General features: G+C 60.2%; 19 protein-coding genes. 8 read left to right on the plus strand and 11 right to left on the minus strand.

Annotated elements, in window-relative coordinates:
* Nucleotides 1–68 precede the first annotated feature (68 nt).
* Nucleotides 69–1,346, plus strand: a complete 1,278-nt coding sequence (locus BSU04_RS02195; protein ID WP_089159050.1) for a C40 family peptidase — start codon at nt 69–71, stop codon at nt 1,344–1,346.
* A 143-nt stretch (nt 1,347–1,489) separates the two neighbouring features.
* A complete protein-coding gene (locus BSU04_RS02200) occupies nt 1,490–2,296 on the plus strand; it encodes an SDR family oxidoreductase (RefSeq protein ID WP_089159051.1) in 807 nt (268 codons plus the stop codon).
* Nucleotides 2,297–2,350: 54 nt separating this feature from the next.
* On the opposite strand, the gene BSU04_RS02205 is transcribed toward BSU04_RS02200, so the two are convergent.
* From BSU04_RS02205 to BSU04_RS02240, 8 genes are all read right to left on the minus strand, one after another.
* Nucleotides 2,351–3,364, minus strand: coding sequence for an inorganic phosphate transporter (locus tag BSU04_RS02205; protein WP_089159052.1), 1,014 nt, complete (start codon nt 3,362–3,364; stop codon nt 2,351–2,353).
* Between the two features lie 44 nt (nt 3,365–3,408).
* Nucleotides 3,409–4,035 (minus strand): DUF47 domain-containing protein, encoded by a 627-nt coding sequence (locus BSU04_RS02210; protein WP_089159053.1) that lies wholly within the window; start codon nt 4,033–4,035, stop codon nt 3,409–3,411.
* 131 nt (nt 4,036–4,166) lie between these two features.
* A complete protein-coding gene (locus tag BSU04_RS02215; RefSeq protein WP_031359785.1) occupies nt 4,167–5,555 on the minus strand; it encodes a replicative DNA helicase in 1,389 nt (462 codons plus the stop codon).
* A gap of 152 nt (nt 5,556–5,707) precedes the next feature.
* Entirely contained in the window at nt 5,708–6,163 is a 456-nt protein-coding gene (gene rplI / locus BSU04_RS02220) for a 50S ribosomal protein L9 (protein ID WP_089159054.1), read from the minus strand.
* A 28-nt stretch (nt 6,164–6,191) separates the two neighbouring features.
* Nucleotides 6,192–6,467: a 30S ribosomal protein S18 gene (gene rpsR / locus BSU04_RS02225; RefSeq protein ID WP_047896822.1), complete on the minus strand. Its 276-nt coding sequence runs from the start codon at nt 6,465–6,467 to the stop codon at nt 6,192–6,194.
* A gap of 2 nt (nt 6,468–6,469) precedes the next feature.
* Complete coding sequence (priB, locus tag BSU04_RS02230; RefSeq protein WP_089159055.1) at nt 6,470–6,769, minus strand: primosomal replication protein N; 300 nt, start codon at nt 6,767–6,769, stop codon at nt 6,470–6,472.
* 43 nt (nt 6,770–6,812) lie between these two features.
* The gene (gene rpsF, locus BSU04_RS02235; protein WP_031359789.1) at nt 6,813–7,214 is read right to left on the minus strand and encodes a 30S ribosomal protein S6; all 402 of its coding nucleotides are present in this window, start codon (nt 7,212–7,214) and stop codon (nt 6,813–6,815) included.
* A gap of 183 nt (nt 7,215–7,397) precedes the next feature.
* Nucleotides 7,398–8,309, minus strand: coding sequence for a LysR family transcriptional regulator (locus BSU04_RS02240; RefSeq protein ID WP_089159056.1), 912 nt, complete (start codon nt 8,307–8,309; stop codon nt 7,398–7,400).
* 142 nt (nt 8,310–8,451) lie between these two features.
* On the opposite strand from BSU04_RS02240, the gene gcl reads away from it, so the two are divergent.
* From gcl to BSU04_RS02265, 6 genes are all read left to right on the plus strand, one after another.
* Nucleotides 8,452–10,227 (plus strand): glyoxylate carboligase, encoded by a 1,776-nt coding sequence (gene gcl / locus BSU04_RS02245; protein ID WP_089159057.1) that lies wholly within the window; start codon nt 8,452–8,454, stop codon nt 10,225–10,227.
* A gap of 15 nt (nt 10,228–10,242) precedes the next feature.
* Complete coding sequence (gene hyi / locus BSU04_RS02250; RefSeq protein ID WP_089159058.1) at nt 10,243–11,046, plus strand: hydroxypyruvate isomerase; 804 nt, start codon at nt 10,243–10,245, stop codon at nt 11,044–11,046.
* 35 nt (nt 11,047–11,081) lie between these two features.
* Nucleotides 11,082–11,963 carry a 2-hydroxy-3-oxopropionate reductase gene (gene glxR, locus BSU04_RS02255; protein WP_089159059.1) on the plus strand — a complete coding sequence of 294 codons (882 nt, stop codon included), beginning with the start codon at nt 11,082–11,084 and terminating at the stop codon, nt 11,961–11,963.
* A 111-nt stretch (nt 11,964–12,074) separates the two neighbouring features.
* On the plus strand, nt 12,075–12,302 hold the full coding sequence (locus tag BSU04_RS45180; protein ID WP_144021102.1) for a hypothetical protein: 228 nt from the start codon (nt 12,075–12,077) through the stop codon (nt 12,300–12,302).
* Nucleotides 12,281–12,781 (plus strand): peptidoglycan-binding protein LysM, encoded by a 501-nt coding sequence (lysM, locus tag BSU04_RS02260; protein ID WP_089159060.1) that lies wholly within the window; start codon nt 12,281–12,283, stop codon nt 12,779–12,781. The genes BSU04_RS45180 and lysM overlap by 22 nt, the downstream gene beginning before the upstream one ends.
* Nucleotides 12,782–12,961: 180 nt before the next feature.
* A complete protein-coding gene (locus BSU04_RS02265; RefSeq protein ID WP_089159061.1) occupies nt 12,962–13,420 on the plus strand; it encodes a GNAT family N-acetyltransferase in 459 nt (152 codons plus the stop codon).
* A 32-nt stretch (nt 13,421–13,452) separates the two neighbouring features.
* On the opposite strand, the gene BSU04_RS02270 is transcribed toward BSU04_RS02265, so the two are convergent.
* From BSU04_RS02270 to BSU04_RS02280, 3 genes are all read right to left on the minus strand, one after another.
* Nucleotides 13,453–14,457 (minus strand): asparaginase, encoded by a 1,005-nt coding sequence (locus tag BSU04_RS02270; RefSeq protein ID WP_089159062.1) that lies wholly within the window; start codon nt 14,455–14,457, stop codon nt 13,453–13,455.
* 62 nt (nt 14,458–14,519) lie between these two features.
* Nucleotides 14,520–15,446, minus strand: coding sequence for a CysB family HTH-type transcriptional regulator (locus tag BSU04_RS02275; RefSeq protein WP_089159063.1), 927 nt, complete (start codon nt 15,444–15,446; stop codon nt 14,520–14,522).
* Between the two features lie 38 nt (nt 15,447–15,484).
* On the minus strand, nt 15,485–16,543 hold the full coding sequence (locus BSU04_RS02280; RefSeq protein WP_089159064.1) for a sulfate/molybdate ABC transporter ATP-binding protein: 1,059 nt from the start codon (nt 16,541–16,543) through the stop codon (nt 15,485–15,487).
* Nucleotides 16,544–16,548: the final 5 nt, after the last annotated feature.

The raw sequence follows: 16,548 nt of genomic DNA on the forward strand, positions 1-16,548 counted from the left end.
CGGGCTAGTATCGCGAGACCGCCATCATGGCGAGCGTTTTATGTTCACCCTCTGCTCGCCCTTGCCGAATGCGTCGACTCTGGTCACTGCTGCTGCTCACCCTCCTCGTTGCCGCGTGCTCCAGTGCGCCGACGCGGGTGTCGCGTGCACCGGCTGCATCGAACGCAACAGCCTCTAATCGAACCTTCGCCACCCCCTCCGGCTTCCCGAATTTCGTCGATCACAGCGTCGGACGCGAGGAAATCTCCATTCAGGCGATGTCGCTCGTGGGTGTGCCGTATCGCTGGGGAGGTAATACGCCGGAGGCAGGTTTCGATTGCAGCGGGCTTGTACGCTATGTGGTGGATCGGGCGGCATCGGTGAATCTGCCGCGTACGACCGCGGACATGAGCGTACGCGGCGAATCGATTGAACCCGACGAAGTTGCCCCTGGCGACCTGATTTTCTTCAACACCACAGGCCGGCCGCATTCGCACGTCGGCATCTACGTGGGTAAGCTGCGCTTCGTGAACGCGCCGTCGACTGGTGGCACCGTGCGGCTCGATTACCTCACCAATCCCTATTGGGCCAAGCGTTTCGATGGCATCCGACGCGTCGCGTCGCCGAAAGCCGCACCGGCTCCGTTCGATGCACCGACGTATCTGGCGTCTCCGGTTCCCGTTCCTGTCCCGGCGGATGGCGCGTCGGACCGCTCACCGACGCAAGTTGCAGCGACGGTCAACGGAGCGACCACCGCCGATCGCTATGAACCGCCGCGCGCTCCGCCAATGACGGCATCGCCCGCAGGTTCCTACCGCACCGCCGCAGCCGCAGCCGCAGCCGGAGCCGGAGCCGGAGCCGGAGCCGGAGCCGATCAGTTCGAACCACCGCCGCCCGCATTGTCCGCCGCACAACGGCAGGCGCAATCGGCGGGGGCTGTGTCGCCGGTCGTCGCAACTGCCCGCTCCGGCGCAGATCCGTTCGAACCACCACCGTCTTCGCTTTCCGCCGCACAACGTCAATCGCAAACAGCTAACGCGATCTCGCCGCCACGCGAATCTCGGGCTGAATCGCAGGCTAACTCGCAGGCTGAATCGAATGCGGTCGCGGCGGCATCGAATGCGCCCGACCCCATCGCGGCCGCTGCCGATGCCTTCGAACCACCGCCACCCACCGCCCGGCTGGCAGCACAGCAGGTACGCTCGATTCAAGAGCGACAACAAGCGCAGCAACCCTCGTCAGTCGGCCGCATCCCCGCCGCCGACCCCTCTGCCCACGTGATGCGCGCATCCACGAATTCGCTCACGCCCACGCGTCCCGCTACCGCCGACGACCCCATCGCGAAGTTCGCCACCGGCAGCTACTGAGCCATCACTCGGCGATCCGCGTTCAGCGCGTTTTTCTGAACCGCACACACTTCCCAGCGTCTGCTATCGTGTCTCGATAACGACTCCACGCGTCATCGAATTGACCGTCGAATCGACCATCGGCCTCAAAAGGAGTGAACCTCATGGACTTGGGACTCGCCGGCAAGATCGTGCTCATCACGGGCGGCAGCAAGGGTATTGGCTTCGCGTGCGCGCGGGCATTTGCAGCGGAAGGTGCGCGCGTCGCGATTGTTTCACGCGATCCGGCAAACCTCGCCCGCGCACGCGAAGAACTCGCGAAAGATGGGTTTCACGTGCATCTCGCGCGTGCCGACCTTCACGAAGCGCACAGCGCGCAAGACGTAGTGGAAGAAGCGACGGGTGCGCTTGGTCCGATCGATATTCTCGTGAATTGCGCGGGGGCCGCCAAACGCTACGATCCCGATCTCCTCGATGCCGCGGGCTACAAGGCCGCGATGGAAGCGAAATATTTTCCCTGCATCTACCCCCAGCAAGCCGTGCTGAAGCAAATGGCCGAACGGCTGAAAGCGAACCCCAAGGCCGAGCCGGGCGCGGTGGTGAACATCATCGGGATGGGTGGGAAGTTCGCGAGCGATATTCATATCGCGGGCGGCGCGGCGAATGCCGCGCTGATGCTGGCAACCGTCGGTCTCGCGCATCACTACGCAAAGCTGGGCATTCGCATCAACGCGATCAATCCGGGCGCGACGTTGACGGAACGCGTGGAGGAATCGTTAGCGCTCGAGGCACAGAGACTGGGTGTCACGCGAGATGAAGCGCTGGCGCAAAGCCAGGCAAAGGTGCCGCTTGGACGATACGCGAAACCCGAGGAGATCGCAGACGTCGCACTGTTCCTGGCGAGCCGTCGGGCGAGTTACGTATCGGGCGCGATCATACCTATGGACGGTGTCAGCGCGCCATTGATTTGACGCACGAAGCGCGGGTGACTTAAAAGTAAGTCACCCGGGAACGGCTCGTTGCGTTCAAGGAAGAAAGCGATGTCCGAGCCACCAAGCGGCGGCGGCCATCACGGCAGACGCCGGAATGGTCAGGATCCAGGCCCAGACAATGTTGCCCGCCACGCCCCAACGCACTGCGCTGAACTTCTGCGTAGCGCCTACACCTACAATCGCGCCGGTGATCGTGTGCGTGGTCGACACGGGAATACCGAGAAACGACGCGACGAACAGCGTAATCGCCCCGCCCGACTCCGCACAAAATCCTCCGACCGGCTTGAGCTTCGTGATCTTCTGACCCATCGTGCGCACGATGCGCCAGCCGCCGAACAACGTGCCGAGCCCCATCGACAGATAGCAGCCGCCGATCACCCAGATCGGCGGCGCGTCGGCCGTTGCTGACGCATACCCCGCCGCAATCAGCAGCATCCAGATAACGCCGATGGTCTTCTGCGCGTCGTTGCCGCCGTGCCCAAGGCTATACACCCCAGCCGATATAAGCTGCCAGCGTCTGAATCGCCGGTCCACCTTGGAGGGTGGCGTGCGGAAATACATCCACGACACGATCAGCATGAACAGCGACCCCAGCACGAAGCCCAGCACCGGCGAGATGAAGATAAACGAGACGGTCTTGAGCAAGCCTTCCATATTCAACGAGCCCCACCCTGACTTCGCCCACGCCGAGCCGACCAGGCCGCCGATCAGCGCGTGCGACGAACTCGATGGAATTCCGTAGTGCCACGTGATGATGTTCCAGCCGATCGCCCCGACAAGCGCACCGAAGATCACATATTGATCGACGATAGCCGGGTCGATCGTCCCTTTGCCGACAGTGGCGGCGACCTTTAAATGGAAGATGAAATACGCGATGACGTTGAACGCGGCGGCGAATGCCACGGCTTGCTGAGGTTTCAGCACGCCCGTGGACACAACGGTTGCGATGGAGTTGGCGGCGTCGTGGAAGCCGTTCATGAAGTCGAACACGAGTGCGACCACGACAAGCGTAATGACAGCCCAGAGGGCGAGTTGAATCGAATGCATCGTTTATCGAGTGAGTGGCGCGGCTGAATTAAACGTTCAGGCGTTCAGGCGTTTTCCAGCACGATGCCTTCGATGATGTTCGCGACATCCTCGCATTTGTCTGTGATCGTCTCGAGCAACTCGTAGATTGCCTTGAGCTTGATCAGCGTCTTGACGTTGTCCTCTTCGCGGAAGAGTTTCGACATGGCCGAGCGCAGCACGCGGTCGGCGTCCGATTCCAGACGGTCGATTTCTTCGCAGATCTTGAGGATTTCGCTGGCGCGTTTCATGTCGGCGAGCAGCTTGACGGCTTGCTGCACACGCTCGGAGGTGGCCGTGCAGATATGCGCGAGCTGGCTCATTTCCGCGGTCGATTCGCGCACGTCGTAAAGCGAAATGGCGGTGGCGACGTCTTCCATCAGGTCGAGGATGTCGTCCATCGTCGTGATGAGCTTGTGGATTTCGTCCCGGTCCAGCGGCGTGATGAAGGTCTTGTGCAGTAGATCGATGGTTTCGTGCGTGAGCTTGTCCGCACGTTTTTCGTTTGTCTGGACGTTCTGCTTATGGACCTCCATCTGGTCCATGTTGTCGATCAGCAGTTCGAGCTCGTGACTCGCGTCAACGATGCACTTTGCGTGCGCATTAAAGATTTCGAAAAATTTGCCCTCAGTGGGCATGAATCGACCGAACATGAAAATCCCGGAAAGTGGCTCAAAATGGCGCTGACATAAAACCGCCACATTGTACCTTCGCGGAACCACCGCCGCACCCTGACGGACGTCAAATCGAGTGCGGACGGCCAATAAGTTCGCGGGTAAGTTCCCTAGTCGCCGTAGAAATTCTGCGCGCCGGCAAAATTCTCGAACTTCGTGTATTGACCTTGGAACGTGAGTCGAATGGGACCGATTGGTCCGTTACGCTGCTTACCGATGATGATCTCGGCCGTGCCTTTGTCCGGGCTGTCCGGGTTGTAGACCTCGTCGCGGTAAATGAACAGAATCACGTCCGCGTCCTGTTCAATAGCGCCGGATTCACGCAAGTCCGACATGATCGGGCGTTTGTTCGGACGCTGCTCCAACCCGCGATTCAACTGCGAAAGCGCCATCACGGGAACATCCAGTTCTTTGGCGAGACTTTTGAGTGACCTCGAGATTTCCGAAATTTCGGTCGCGCGGTTTTCACCGGCCGAACCCGAACCGGACATGAGCTGCAAATAATCCACGATGATCAAACCCAGCTTGCCGCATTGCCGCGCCAGACGGCGCGAGCGCGAGCGCAGTTCCATTGGGTTCAAACCACCTGTTTCATCGATAAAGATTTGCGCCTCGCTCATTTTCTGCACTGCGTGCGTGAGCTTCGGCCAGTCTTCGTCGGTGAGACGGCCGGTTCGCATTCTGTGCTGATCCAAACGGCCCACCGAGCCCAACATACGCATGGTGAGCTGCGTGCCCGGCATTTCCATGGAAAACACCGCTACCGGCAAACCATATTCAACGGCCACATATTCACCGATATTCATCGAGAACGCGGTTTTACCCATCGACGGCCGGCCCGCCACAATGATCAGTTCGCCACCGTGCATACCCGAGGTCATGCGGTCCAGATCGACGAAACCCGTCGGCGTACCGGTCACATCGCTCGGGTTCGCGGTGTGATACAGCGTGTCGATACGCTCAACCACTTGCGTCAGCAACGGCCCGATCTCGAGAAAGCCCTGCGTGCCACGCGCGCCGCTTTCCGCGATCGAGAACACCTTCGCCTCGGCCTCATCCAGCAACTGGCGCACTTCCTTGCCTTGCGGATTAAAGGCATCGGCGGAAATTTCATCGGCGACTGAAACCAGGCGGCGCAACACCGCTCGATCCCGCACGATTTCCGCATAACGGCGAATGTTCGCGGCGCTCGGCGTGTTCTGCGCGAGCGCGTTCAGGTACGCCAGGCCGCCCACTTCCTCGGCCTTCCCGGTATTCGTCAGCGCCTCGTAGACGGTGATCACGTCGGCCGGGCGCGTGGTCGCGATCAGCTTGCCGATCGCCTCATAAATGATCCGATGGTCGTAGCGGTAGAAATCGCCGTGCGACATCACGTCCGCAATACGGTCCCATGCGGCGTTATCCAGCAGCAAGCCGCCAATGACGGACTGCTCGGCTTCGATGGAATGCGGCGGGACCTTCAGCGCATCCAATTGGGGATCTTTCGACGGTGCGTTCATGGGGAGGAATTATCGGCGAAATGACGGGCGGCGGCGAGGCCGGAAAAACAAAAAGGCGGGAACCGCTCGCGGTTCCCGCCTTTCTTTTACTGCGGCACTACTTTGCACCGGCGCCCAGGCTAAGCCCGGCGGCCGAGGCGGACGAAAACCACTTAAGCGTGTTCGCCCAGCACCGACACCGTCACGTCGACAACCACGTCGGTGTGCAGTGCAACCTGGATGGCGTGATCGCCAACCAGCTTCAGCGGGCCGTCGGCCAGACGCACTTGCGACTTTTCGACTTCAGCCAGGCCTTGCTTCTTCAGCGCTTCGGCGATGTCCGCGTTCGTCACCGAACCGAACAAACGACCGTCGACGCCAGCCTTTTGCGAGATCTGAACGGTCGCGCCGCTCAGCTTTTCGCCCAGGGCCGTAGCGGCTGCCAGCTTTTCAGCGGCAACTTTTTCCAGGTCAGCACGGCGCACTTCGAATTCCGCGATCGCGTCCTTCGTTGCACGGCGGGCCTTCTTGCCCGGGATCAGGAAGTTACGTGCATAACCGTCCTTGACACGAACGATGTCGCCCAGGTTGCCCAGGTTGACGACTTTTTCCAAAAGAATGATTTGCATTTGGCTTTTTCCTTATTGCGTCGTCTGATTAGGCCTTGTGCAGGTCGGTGTACGGCAGCAGCGCGAGAAAACGAGCGCGCTTGATAGCCGTATCGAGCTGACGTTGGTAGTGAGCCTTCGTTCCTGTCAGACGAGCCGGCGTGATCTTGCCGTTCTCACCAACGAAGTCCTTCAGCGTTTCCGTGTCCTTGTAGTCGATGTACTCGACATTGGCCGCGGTGAAACGGCAGAACTTCTTGCGCTTGAAGAGCGGGTTTTGTTGCTGACGACGTTTGTCGAATTTCTTACCAGTCGGGCGGGGCATGTTCAGTCCTTTCCAATATCCTGCAATTCTGTGATGTGAAACACCAGGGTTCGCGCGTTGCGGCTTTTCTTGGCCATAAAACCCGTGAAGAGCGTTTCCACGCCCATTGTCAGGCCTTCCAGCTTGCCGCTCGCAGCACCGGCCGCGACCGCCGGGAGAGTCAGTTCGATTTGCCGGGCAATGCCCGCTTCGACGACTTCCGTACGGTGATGCAACGTGCAACTCGCTATGGGGACGCCGGCGGGGGTGTACCGCACCGGTTCTCGCTCCACAACGCTTGCTGTCAGTTGCAGCCGGTTCACTTGATTCCTGGTGACGCGACGACCTTAAAAGTCGCCTTCTTGATTAGTTTGCCTGCGAGCTTGCGGCCGGAGCTGCATGCGCTTCAGTCGACGGCTGGCTGGCCGCCTTCTTGGCTTCTTCGCGGTGAACTTCCTTCATCATCGGCGACGGGCCGGTTTCGGCCTTCTTCAGCTTGACGATGAGGTGACGCAGCACAGCGTCGTTGAACTTGAACGCGTGTTCCAGTTCTTCGAGCGTTTCCTGGCTGCATTCAATGTTCATGCACACGTAGTGAGCCTTCGCAAGCTTCTCGATCATGTAAGCCAGCTGACGGCGGCCCCAGTCTTCGATGCGATGGATCGAACCACCGTGTGTGGTGATCGTGGTCTTGTACCGTTCGATCATGGCGGGCACTTGCTCGCTTTGATCCGGATGCACGATAAATACGATTTCGTAATGACGCATTGTTACTCCTTGAGGATATAAAGCCACCCGGGCGTCGGACCGGTGCGGCAAGAGAGAAGCCAGCGATTATAGCGAGATACGGCCGGCCACACAACTGATTTACGCGTTTCGCGCATTACTTCCGCTGTGTTTTCAATGGCTTAGCATCTGCATGTCGCGCACGGGCCGGACAGGCTGGGAAAGTCACCTTTCGCGGCTCCAATAGTCCGGCTGTGCGTATATTTTCTTCAAATAATCAATGAAGTAGCGCACTTTCGCCGGCACGTAGCGCTGCTGTGGATAGACCGCGAGGATGTCGTAATCGGGGAGCGCGAACTCGTCCAGAACGGTTTCCAGCTCGCCATTCGCCAGTTGACGCTGGATTTCCCAGGTCGAGCGCCAGCCAAGCCCATACCCTTCTGACACCCAGCGGTGCAGCAATTCGCCGTCGTTGCAATCCAGGTTGCCCGCGACACGCACCGTCGCGAGTTTGCCGTTGCGACGGAAATACCAGCCGCGATTCTGGCCACCCTGCAAATTGAACGCGAGACAGTTGTGGCGCGGCAGGTCATCGAGCGATTTCGGCTTGCCGTGCTTCTTGAAATACGCCGGCGTGCCGCAGACCACCCGGCGGTTATCGGCGAGTTTCACGGCAACGAAGTTCTGATCGACCGCCCCGCCTATGCGGATCGACAGGTCGTAACCCTCGCGGATCAGGTCGGCCACGCGGTCGTTCAGGTTGAACGACATCTGTAACGCGGGTTTATCGACGAGAAAACCCGGCGCATGGGGCGCCACATGCATTCGTCCGAAAGCTGCCGGTGCCGAGACGATCAGGTGGCCGTCGACTGTGCGCTGGCCGTCGGCGAGTTCGTCTTCCGCCTGGTTCCAGTCCGCCAGCAAGCCCCGGCAGCGCTCCAGGAACGCCGCGCCCTCCTCGCTTACCACTAGACGGCGCGTGGACCGGTACATCAGCTTGACGCCCAGACGCTTCTCCAACGCATCAATACGCCGCCCCAGAATCACCGGCGACACGCCCTCCTCCAACGCCGCCGCGGCCAGACTGCCGGCCTCGGCGACCTTTACGAACGTCTCAATCTGCCTGAAGCGGTCCATTCTTACGTCTCCATTCCGTACTTTTTGTATCGGATCAAACGACTCTGGCTGATCTTATCAACACTCCGGCATACGCATAAAGTCCCCTTAACGACATTGCGCAACGGCGCAATGCAGCAGAACACAATGGAAGGAGACACTCATGACAAAAATGCGAGCAGTCGACGCAGCCGTTCTCGTGCTGGAAAAAGAAGGGATCGAAATGGCGTTCGGCGTTCCGGGCGCGGCGATCAACCCGTTCTACTCCGCCCTGCAACGGGCTGGCAGCATCGGCCACGTGCTGGCGCGCCACGTGGAAGGCGCGTCGCATATGGCCGAAGGTTATACGCGGGCGGCGCCGGGCAATATCGGCGTGTGTATTGGCACGTCGGGACCGGCGGGAACGGACATGATCACGGGGTTGTACTCCGCCCAGGCTGACTCCATTCCTATTCTGGCAATTACGGGCCAGGCGCCGCGTGCGCGTCTTTATAAAGAAGACTTCCAGGCCGTCGATATTGAATCGATCGCCAAGCCGGTGACCAAGTGGGCGGTGACCGTGCGTGAACCGGCACTCGTGCCGCGCGTGTTCCAGCAAGCATTCCACTTGATGCGCTCAGGCCGTCCGGGTCCGGTGCTGGTCGACCTGCCGATCGACGTGCAGCTTGCGGAAATCGAGTTCGATATCGACACGTACGAACCCCTGCCCGTCTACAAGCCCAAAGCGTCGCGTGGACAGGTTGAAAAAGCCCTGTCGATGTTGAACGAATCAGAGCGGCCGCTGATCGTTTCCGGCGGCGGTGTGTTGAACGCTGCGGCCGAAGATCTGCTGGTCGAGTTCGCGGAAATCATGAACGTCCCGGTCATCCCCACGCTGATGAGCTGGGGCGCAATCCCCGACGACCATCCGCTGATGGCCGGCATGTGCGGCTTGCAAACCGCGCACCGGTACGGCAACGCCAGCATGCTCGCATCCGACTTCGTGCTCGGTATCGGCAATCGCTGGGCCAACCGTCACACGGGCAGCGTCGAGGTTTATACGAAGGGCCGTACGTTTGTGCACGTGGACATTGAGCCAACGCAGATCGGCCGCGTGTTCGGCCCGGATCTCGGCATTGTCTCCGACGCCAAATTCGCGCTCGAATTGTTCGTCGAAGTGGCACGTGAATGGAAAGCCGCGGGCAAGCTGAAGGATCGGGGGACGTGGGTCGGCGAGTGCCAGGAACGCAAGCGCACGCTGCATCGCAAGACGCACTTCGACAACGTGCCGATGAAACCGCAACGCGTCTACGAAGAGATGAACAAGGTCTTCGGCCGCGATACCTGCTACGTCTCGACGATTGGTCTGTCGCAAATCGCCGGCGCGCAGTTCCTGCATGTGTACAAAGCGCGCAACTGGATCAATTGCGGTCAGGCCGGACCGCTCGGCTGGACCATTCCGGCGGCACTCGGTGTCCGTGCAGCGGACCCGCAACGGCCGATCGTCGCGCTCTCGGGCGATTACGACTTCCAGTTCATGATCGAAGAGCTCGCCGTTGGCGCGCAATTCCGGCTGCCGTACATCCACGTGGTCGTGAATAACTCGTACCTCGGCCTGATCCGTCAGGCGCAACGCGGCTTCGATATGGACTACTGCGTCCAGCTCGCCTTCGAGAACATCAACGCGCCCGATCTGAACGGCTATGGCGTCGATCACGTCGCAGTGGCTGAAGGACTCGGCTGCAAGGCAGTGCGCGTCTTCAATCCGGAAGACCTGGCTCCCGCCCTTCGCAAGGCCCAGGGAATGCTTGCGGAATTCGGCGTGCCGATCATCGTTGAAGTGATCCTCGAGCGTGTGACGAACATCGCGATGGGCACGGAGATCGATGCGATCAACGAATTCGAACCGCTCGCAGAAAGCGAGCAGGACGCACCGACGGCCATTGCGCATACCGCCTGAGAGAGAATAAAAATCATGCCGAAATTTGCCGCAAACCTGACCATGCTGTTCAACGAAGTGCCGTTCCTCGACCGCTTTGCGGCGGCAGCGGAGGCGGGCTTTGAAGCGGTCGAGTTCCTGTTCCCGTATCCGTACCCGGCGGCAGAACTGCGTCAACGTCTGGACGCCAACAATCTCCAGCTCGTGCTGCATAACTTGCCGGCCGGGAATTGGGAAGCAGGCGAGCGTGGCATCGCTTGCCTGCCCGATCGCCAGGAAGAATTCCGTGAGGGCATAACACGGGCGATCGAGTACGCGAAGGCGCTGAACGTGCCGCAACTGAACTGTCTTGTCGGCATTCCGCCGGCTTCGGTGAGCCGTGAAGAAGCGCGGGCGACCATCGTCGAAAACTTGAAGTTCGCAGCCGCCGCGCTTAAGAAGGAAGGCATCAGGCTGCTGGTCGAGCCGTGCAATCACTTCGATATCCCCGGCTTCGCGCTGAACCGGTCACAGGAAGGACTGGACGTGATTCGCGACGTAGGGTCGGACAACCTGTTCCTGCAATACGACATCTATCACATGCAGCGCATGGAAGGCGAACTGGCTGCCACGATCAAGCGCAACCTGCCGTCAATTGCGCATATTCAACTGGCCGATAACCCGGGCCGCAACGAACCGGGCACGGGAGAGATCAACTATCCGTTCCTGTTCTCGCTGCTGGATTCAATCGGCTACGACGGCTGGATCGGTTGCGAGTACAAACCGCGCGGCACGACTGTAGCCGGCCTTGGCTGGCTGCAGGAAATCGCTGACTGGAAGACTGCGCGCGCAGTCGCGTAAAGCAGTGGCCTGAACAACTGGAGGAGACACACACAATGGCAACAATCGGATTTATCGGCCTTGGCATCATGGGCGCGCACATGGCGCGCAATTTGAAGAAAGCAGGCCATTCGCTGGTGCTGAACGGCGCGTACCCCGTGCCGGACGACCTGCGCCCCCTGGGCAAAGTAGTCGACAGCTCGACCGACGTCGCTCGAGCAAGCGAAATCGTCATCATCATGGTGCCCGACACGCCCGATGTCGCTAACGTCCTCTTTGCCGATGACGGCGTGGCGAAGGGACTCGAGAAAGGCCAGCTCGTGATCGACATGAGCTCCATCTCGCCGCTCGAAACGCAAGCGTTCGCGAAGAAAATCAACGCGCTAGGCTGCGATTATCTCGATGCACCGGTGTCAGGCGGCGAAGTCGGCGCGCGTGAAGCATCGTTGACAATTATGGTCGGAGGACCGGAAGCGGCGTTCGAACGCGCAAAGCCGCTCTTCGATGTCATGGGCAAGAACGTGACACTCATCGGCGATAACGGCGCGGGACAAACGTGCAAGGTCGCGAACCAGATCATCGTGGCGTTGAACATTGAAGCGGTGGCCGAAGCGTTGCTGTTCGCTTCGAAGTCCGGTGCGGATCCCGAGCGCGTGCGGCGTGCGTTGATGGGTGGTTTCGCGGCATCGCGGATCTTGGAAGTTCACGGCGAGCGCATGACCAAGCGTACGTTCAACCCGGGCTTTCGGATCGAATTGCATCAGAAGGATTTGAACCTCGCGCTGGAAAGCGCGAAGAAACTGGGTCTTGCTTTGCCGCACACGGCGAGCGCGCAGCAGTTGTTCAGCGTGTGCGTGGCGAACGGCGGACGTGAGTGGGATCACTCTGGAATGGTTCGGGCGCTGGAACTGATGTCGAATCATCAGGTTACCGAATGAACTGCTTGAAAACCGGCTGACGCGTACGTGTACCCACAGTGCACCTCTACGCATAGCCGGTTGCAGAAAGTGCAATAAAGCGGGGTCCGTCAAGCGGCGCCCGGTGATGACGTGGAAGCCTTGGTCGGTCAGACGTCATTGCCGGGTGTCCGCCTTGCCGGATCTTTTATTGCTTTGTTTCCTTATGCGCTCAAAAATGCCCATCCACACAGTTTGACAATTCCATCGGTGAAATCCGAGAACTATCGCTTAGTTCTGGAGACTAAATGGCTCGGCTCTATCAAGCCGATCTACCCGGTTATTACAGGAGTTGCAACATGGGCATTCTCAGTTTCATGAAGGACGCTGGCGAGAAGTTATTCGGCGCTGTATCGACTACCGCTAAAGCAGCGCCCGCCGGTGCCGCCCCACCCGTTGATGTCGCCGCGCTCAACAAGACGGCCGGCGACGCCATTGCGGCGTATATCCGCACGCAAGGCTTGAACGCCGACAACCTGCAAGTCAGCTTCGATGGCGCGTCGCATACGGTCACGGTGAGCGGCCAGGCCGCCGATCAGGCGACGAAGGAAAAGATCCTCGTGGCAGCGGGTAACGTGCAGCATGTGGACAAGGTCGACGACCAACTGACCGTACCAACCCCCACGCCCGTTTCGCAATTTCATACGGTGGCTTCCGGCGACAACCTCTGGAAGATCGCCGACAAGTACTACGGCAACGGCGCGAAGAACGACGTGATCTTCGAAGCCAACAAGCCGATGCTCAAGAGCCCGGACAAGATCTACCCGGGACAGGTTCTGCGGATTCCCGCGCTGGCTTGATCAAGACTGGTTGGATGCTTGAATGAGAACGCGACCCTCGGGTCGCGTTTTTTGTTGGAACGACGAGTCCGGGCGTGGCTCCCTCCAAACGACCTGCGCTGGCTCTTTTGGGTTGCGGGCAGGCGCTCTATGATCTCCCTCGCTATTTCGCCCAATCCCAAATGCCAGGAAACCACGCCCATGACATCGACAACTCCTATCGAGATCAAATCGGTGGCGGCTTCCGACTTCGATGCGTGGTTGGCCCTATGGCGCGGGTATCAAGCGTTCTACAAGACCGATATCCCCATGGACACGACCCGGCGCACGTGGGCCCGCATGCTCGATCCGGCGGAGCCGGTATTCGCGGCGGTGGCGGTCATGGACGGCCGTATAGTCGCAATAGTGCATTGGATCATGCATCGGTCGTGCTGGACTGAAGGCGACTACTGTTATCTGCAGGATTTATACGTGGAACCGGTTATTCGCGGAGCCGGAATTGGACGCAAGCTCATTGAGCATGTCTATGCAAAGGCCGCGCAAGCGCAGTGCTCGCGCGTCTGGTGGCTGACTCACGAAACCAATACCGATGCGATGCAGTTGTATGACCGTATCGCGGACCGGTCCGGCTTTGTGCAGTATCGAAAGATGCTGGGGTGAGCTTTTGCAACGCTCATGCGGAAGGTTCTGCTTCAGTACGTATCGAAGACGCGTTGCAGGTCTGCCGGTGCGGTGCCCGCCGCCAACGCCAGCATCAGCAGCACGCGCGCCTTGTACGGGTTCAAAGCGCCCGCTGTGATCGAGCCGAGCGCATCGTCGGGCGCCGCGCCATTGCGCATCACATGCCCGGCGCCAACCCGCGACGACCGGACCACCGCCACGCCTTGTTTGACCGCATCGGCGACAGCCTGTTGCAGCGTCGAATGAATCGAGCCGTTGCCCGTGCCTGCAATCACGAGCCCTTTGACGCCGGCGGCAACGAATGCATCGATAGCCGCTCGCGACGCCCCCGCGTAACTCGTCACGATCTCGACCGCGGGCAGTTCAGCGGGCATCTGGAACGGGCTATGCAGCGTATGCGCCCTGACCACTGAACGCTGGAATTCCACCTGCCCGTCCTGCACCCAGCCGAGCGCACCGCCTTCGGGCGAACGGAAGGCATCGACGGCATAGGTGCTTGTCTTGGTCACGTCGCGGGCGCAGTGGATCTGGTTGTTGAACGCGACCAGCACGCCCTGCTTCCACGACGCCCGGCTCGCCGCTACCGTTACCGCGTTGAGGAGGTTCAGCGGGCCATCGGCGGATAAAGCGGTGGCTGGCCGCATGGCTGCCGTGAGCACGACCGGTTTGTCGCTTTTAACGGTCAGATGCAGCAGGTAGGCGGTTTCCTCGAGCGTATCGGTGCCGTGCGTAATGACGATGCCTTCGATATCGTCCTGCGCCAGCAACGCATTCACCCGCGTGCAGAGCGTAGCCCACAGCGCGGGTGTCATGTCCTTGCTGTCGATGCTCGCTACCTGCTCGGCCTGGATCTGCGCGACTTGCGAGAGCGAAGGCACGGCGCCGAGCAGTTTATCGACACCGACCACGCCGGCCTTGTAACCCGAGGTTTTCGAGGCATCGCCGGCCTCGCCCGCGATGGTTCCGCCGGTGGCCAGCACCGCAATCCGCGGCAAAGAAGTGTGTGAGGAGTTCATGGCCACAATTGTAGCGGAGCGGCGGCTGGCTGCTCCTTACACGCTTTAAGCTTTTTTAAAGGCTACGCAGCTTCCCGCAATTGCGCCGCGATCTGCGCTTCATCGAGTTGCGGCGCGAACATCTCGATCAGCCTGTACGCATACGCGCGCAGGAAAGCACCCTTCCGCAAGCCCACGCGCGTGGTGCTGGCTTCGAACAGATGCTGCGTGTCGAGCGCGACGAGTTCGGTATCGCGTTTTTCGTCGAAGGCCATCGCCGCCACAATGCCAATGCCCATACCCAGTTCCACGTACGTCTTGATGACGTCGGCATCAATAGCGGTCAACACCACGTCCGGCAGCGCGCCCGCTTTCGCAAACGCCTGATCGATGTGCGAGCGACCGGTGAAGTCGTGGTCATAGGTGATGATCGGATATTCGGCGATCTCGTCCAGCGTGATATTTTCACGGCCGACCAGCGGATGTCCCTTTGGCACGACCACCGTGTGATGCCACGTATAGCACGGGAACGTGACGATATCCTGGTACCGGTCAAGCGCTTCCGTCGAAATGCCGATGTCCGCTTCGCCGTTGATGATCATCTGCGCGATCTGTTGCGGACTGCCCTGACGCAGCGCGAGATGGACCTTCGGGAAGACCTCGGTGAACTGGCGGATCACCTTGGGCAGCGCGTAACGCGCCTGCGTATGGGTGGTCGCCACGACCAGATGACCGTTGTCCTGATCGGCGAACTGGCGGGCGACGCGGCGCAGGTTCTCGGCATCGAGCAGCATGCGCTCGATCACCTGATGCACCTCTTTGCCCGGCTCGGTCAGGCCCGTGAGACGCTTGCCGCGTCGGATGAAGATATCGACACCGAGTTCGTCCTCAAGATCCTTGATCTGCTTCGATACACCCGATTGGGACGTATAAAGCACGTTCGCGACCTCGGTCAGATTCATGTTCTGCCGGACGGCTTCACGTACGAATCGCAATTGCTGGAAGTTCATGTCAGCCTCTCTTTTTCAGTATTCTTGATTCAATAGGCTCAATGCGCCGGGAACACGCGCAGAACACGCGGCACGGCGGTCACGCCGTCACCAATATTCAGATTTAATCCACGCCAGGTTTCGCGATCCAGTTCCGCTTCCAGCACGTTTCCTTCAGCGCCTTCCAGATCCACACGCACCGAACCGCCCAGCGTCACGACGCGGCGCACATCGACTACGATGCCATCGCGATGACCGGAAGCAGTCGGGAACAGCGTCAGGTCGTGCGGCCGTACATACGCGAACGCCGGACCCGTGAAATTTGCAACGGTTGCGATCGGCTGCGCGGCGCCTTGCGCCACAAAACCGTTCGCATCCACGCTGCCCTTGAGCCGGTTCGCCGCGCCCAGAAACTCGTATACAAACGATGTCTGCGGATGATCATAGACGTCTTGCGGACTGCCGACCTGCTCCACATGCCCACGATTGAGCACCACGATCCAATCCGCGACTTCAAGCGCCTCTTCCTGGTCGTGCGTGACGAAAATAGTCGAGATATGCAGGTCGTCGTGCAGACGCCGCAGCCAGCTACGGAGTTCCTTGCGGACCTTGGCATCGAGCGCGCCGAATGGTTCGTCGAGCAGCAGGACCTTCGGTTCGACTGCAAGCGCCCGGGCCAGCGCGATCCGCTGCCGCTGCCCGCCTGAGAGCTCCGATGGAAACCGTTGCGCCAGCCAGTCGAGTTGCACGAGCTTCAGCAATTCATGCACTTTCTCGCGGATCACCGCTTCGGACGGCCGCTCCTTGCGCGGTTTCACGCGCAAGCCGAACGCCACGTTCTCGAACACGGTCATGTGACGGAAAAGCGCGTAATGCTGGAACACGAAACCGACCTGCCGCTCCCGCGCGCCCACGGACGCCACATCCTCGCCGTTCAACACGACCGAGCCGGCGTCCGCGTATTCCAGCCCCGCGATCACGCGCAGCAGCGTGGTCTTGCCACAGCCTGACGGCCCGAGCAGCGCGACGAGCTCGCCCGACGGGAAGTCGAGCGAGACGTTATCCAGCGCGACGAAATCGCCAAAGCGCTTCTGCAAATTGCGAACGATGATGCTCATGGTGA

It is taken from the genome of Caballeronia sordidicola (genome assembly GCF_002220365.1).
Classification (GTDB): Bacteria; Pseudomonadota; Gammaproteobacteria; order Burkholderiales; family Burkholderiaceae; genus Caballeronia; species Caballeronia sordidicola_C.

What these genes read in the sequence shown, in the direction of transcription:
- BSU04_RS02195 (WP_089159050.1), top strand. Translation starts at nt 69, where the DNA reads ATGCGTCGACTCTGGTCACTGCTGCTGCTCACCCTCCTCGTTGCCGCG.
- BSU04_RS02200 (WP_089159051.1), top strand. Translation starts at nt 1,490, where the DNA reads ATGGACTTGGGACTCGCCGGCAAGATCGTGCTCATCACGGGCGGCAGC.
- BSU04_RS02205 (WP_089159052.1), bottom strand. Translation starts at nt 3,364, where the DNA reads ATGCATTCGATTCAACTCGCCCTCTGGGCTGTCATTACGCTTGTCGTG.
- BSU04_RS02210 (WP_089159053.1), bottom strand. Translation starts at nt 4,035, where the DNA reads ATGTTCGGTCGATTCATGCCCACTGAGGGCAAATTTTTCGAAATCTTT.
- BSU04_RS02215 (WP_031359785.1), bottom strand. Translation starts at nt 5,555, where the DNA reads ATGAACGCACCGTCGAAAGATCCCCAATTGGATGCGCTGAAGGTCCCG.
- rplI (WP_089159054.1), bottom strand. Translation starts at nt 6,163, where the DNA reads ATGCAAATCATTCTTTTGGAAAAAGTCGTCAACCTGGGCAACCTGGGC.
- rpsR (WP_047896822.1), bottom strand. Translation starts at nt 6,467, where the DNA reads ATGCCCCGCCCGACTGGTAAGAAATTCGACAAACGTCGTCAGCAACAA.
- rpsF (WP_031359789.1), bottom strand. Translation starts at nt 7,214, where the DNA reads ATGCGTCATTACGAAATCGTATTTATCGTGCATCCGGATCAAAGCGAG.
- BSU04_RS02240 (WP_089159056.1), bottom strand. Translation starts at nt 8,309, where the DNA reads ATGGACCGCTTCAGGCAGATTGAGACGTTCGTAAAGGTCGCCGAGGCC.
- gcl (WP_089159057.1), top strand. Translation starts at nt 8,452, where the DNA reads ATGACAAAAATGCGAGCAGTCGACGCAGCCGTTCTCGTGCTGGAAAAA.
- hyi (WP_089159058.1), top strand. Translation starts at nt 10,243, where the DNA reads ATGCCGAAATTTGCCGCAAACCTGACCATGCTGTTCAACGAAGTGCCG.
- glxR (WP_089159059.1), top strand. Translation starts at nt 11,082, where the DNA reads ATGGCAACAATCGGATTTATCGGCCTTGGCATCATGGGCGCGCACATG.
- lysM (WP_089159060.1), top strand. Translation starts at nt 12,281, where the DNA reads ATGGGCATTCTCAGTTTCATGAAGGACGCTGGCGAGAAGTTATTCGGC.
- BSU04_RS02265 (WP_089159061.1), top strand. Translation starts at nt 12,962, where the DNA reads ATGACATCGACAACTCCTATCGAGATCAAATCGGTGGCGGCTTCCGAC.
- BSU04_RS02270 (WP_089159062.1), bottom strand. Translation starts at nt 14,457, where the DNA reads ATGAACTCCTCACACACTTCTTTGCCGCGGATTGCGGTGCTGGCCACC.
- BSU04_RS02275 (WP_089159063.1), bottom strand. Translation starts at nt 15,446, where the DNA reads ATGAACTTCCAGCAATTGCGATTCGTACGTGAAGCCGTCCGGCAGAAC.
- BSU04_RS02280 (WP_089159064.1), bottom strand. Translation starts at nt 16,543, where the DNA reads ATGAGCATCATCGTTCGCAATTTGCAGAAGCGCTTTGGCGATTTCGTC.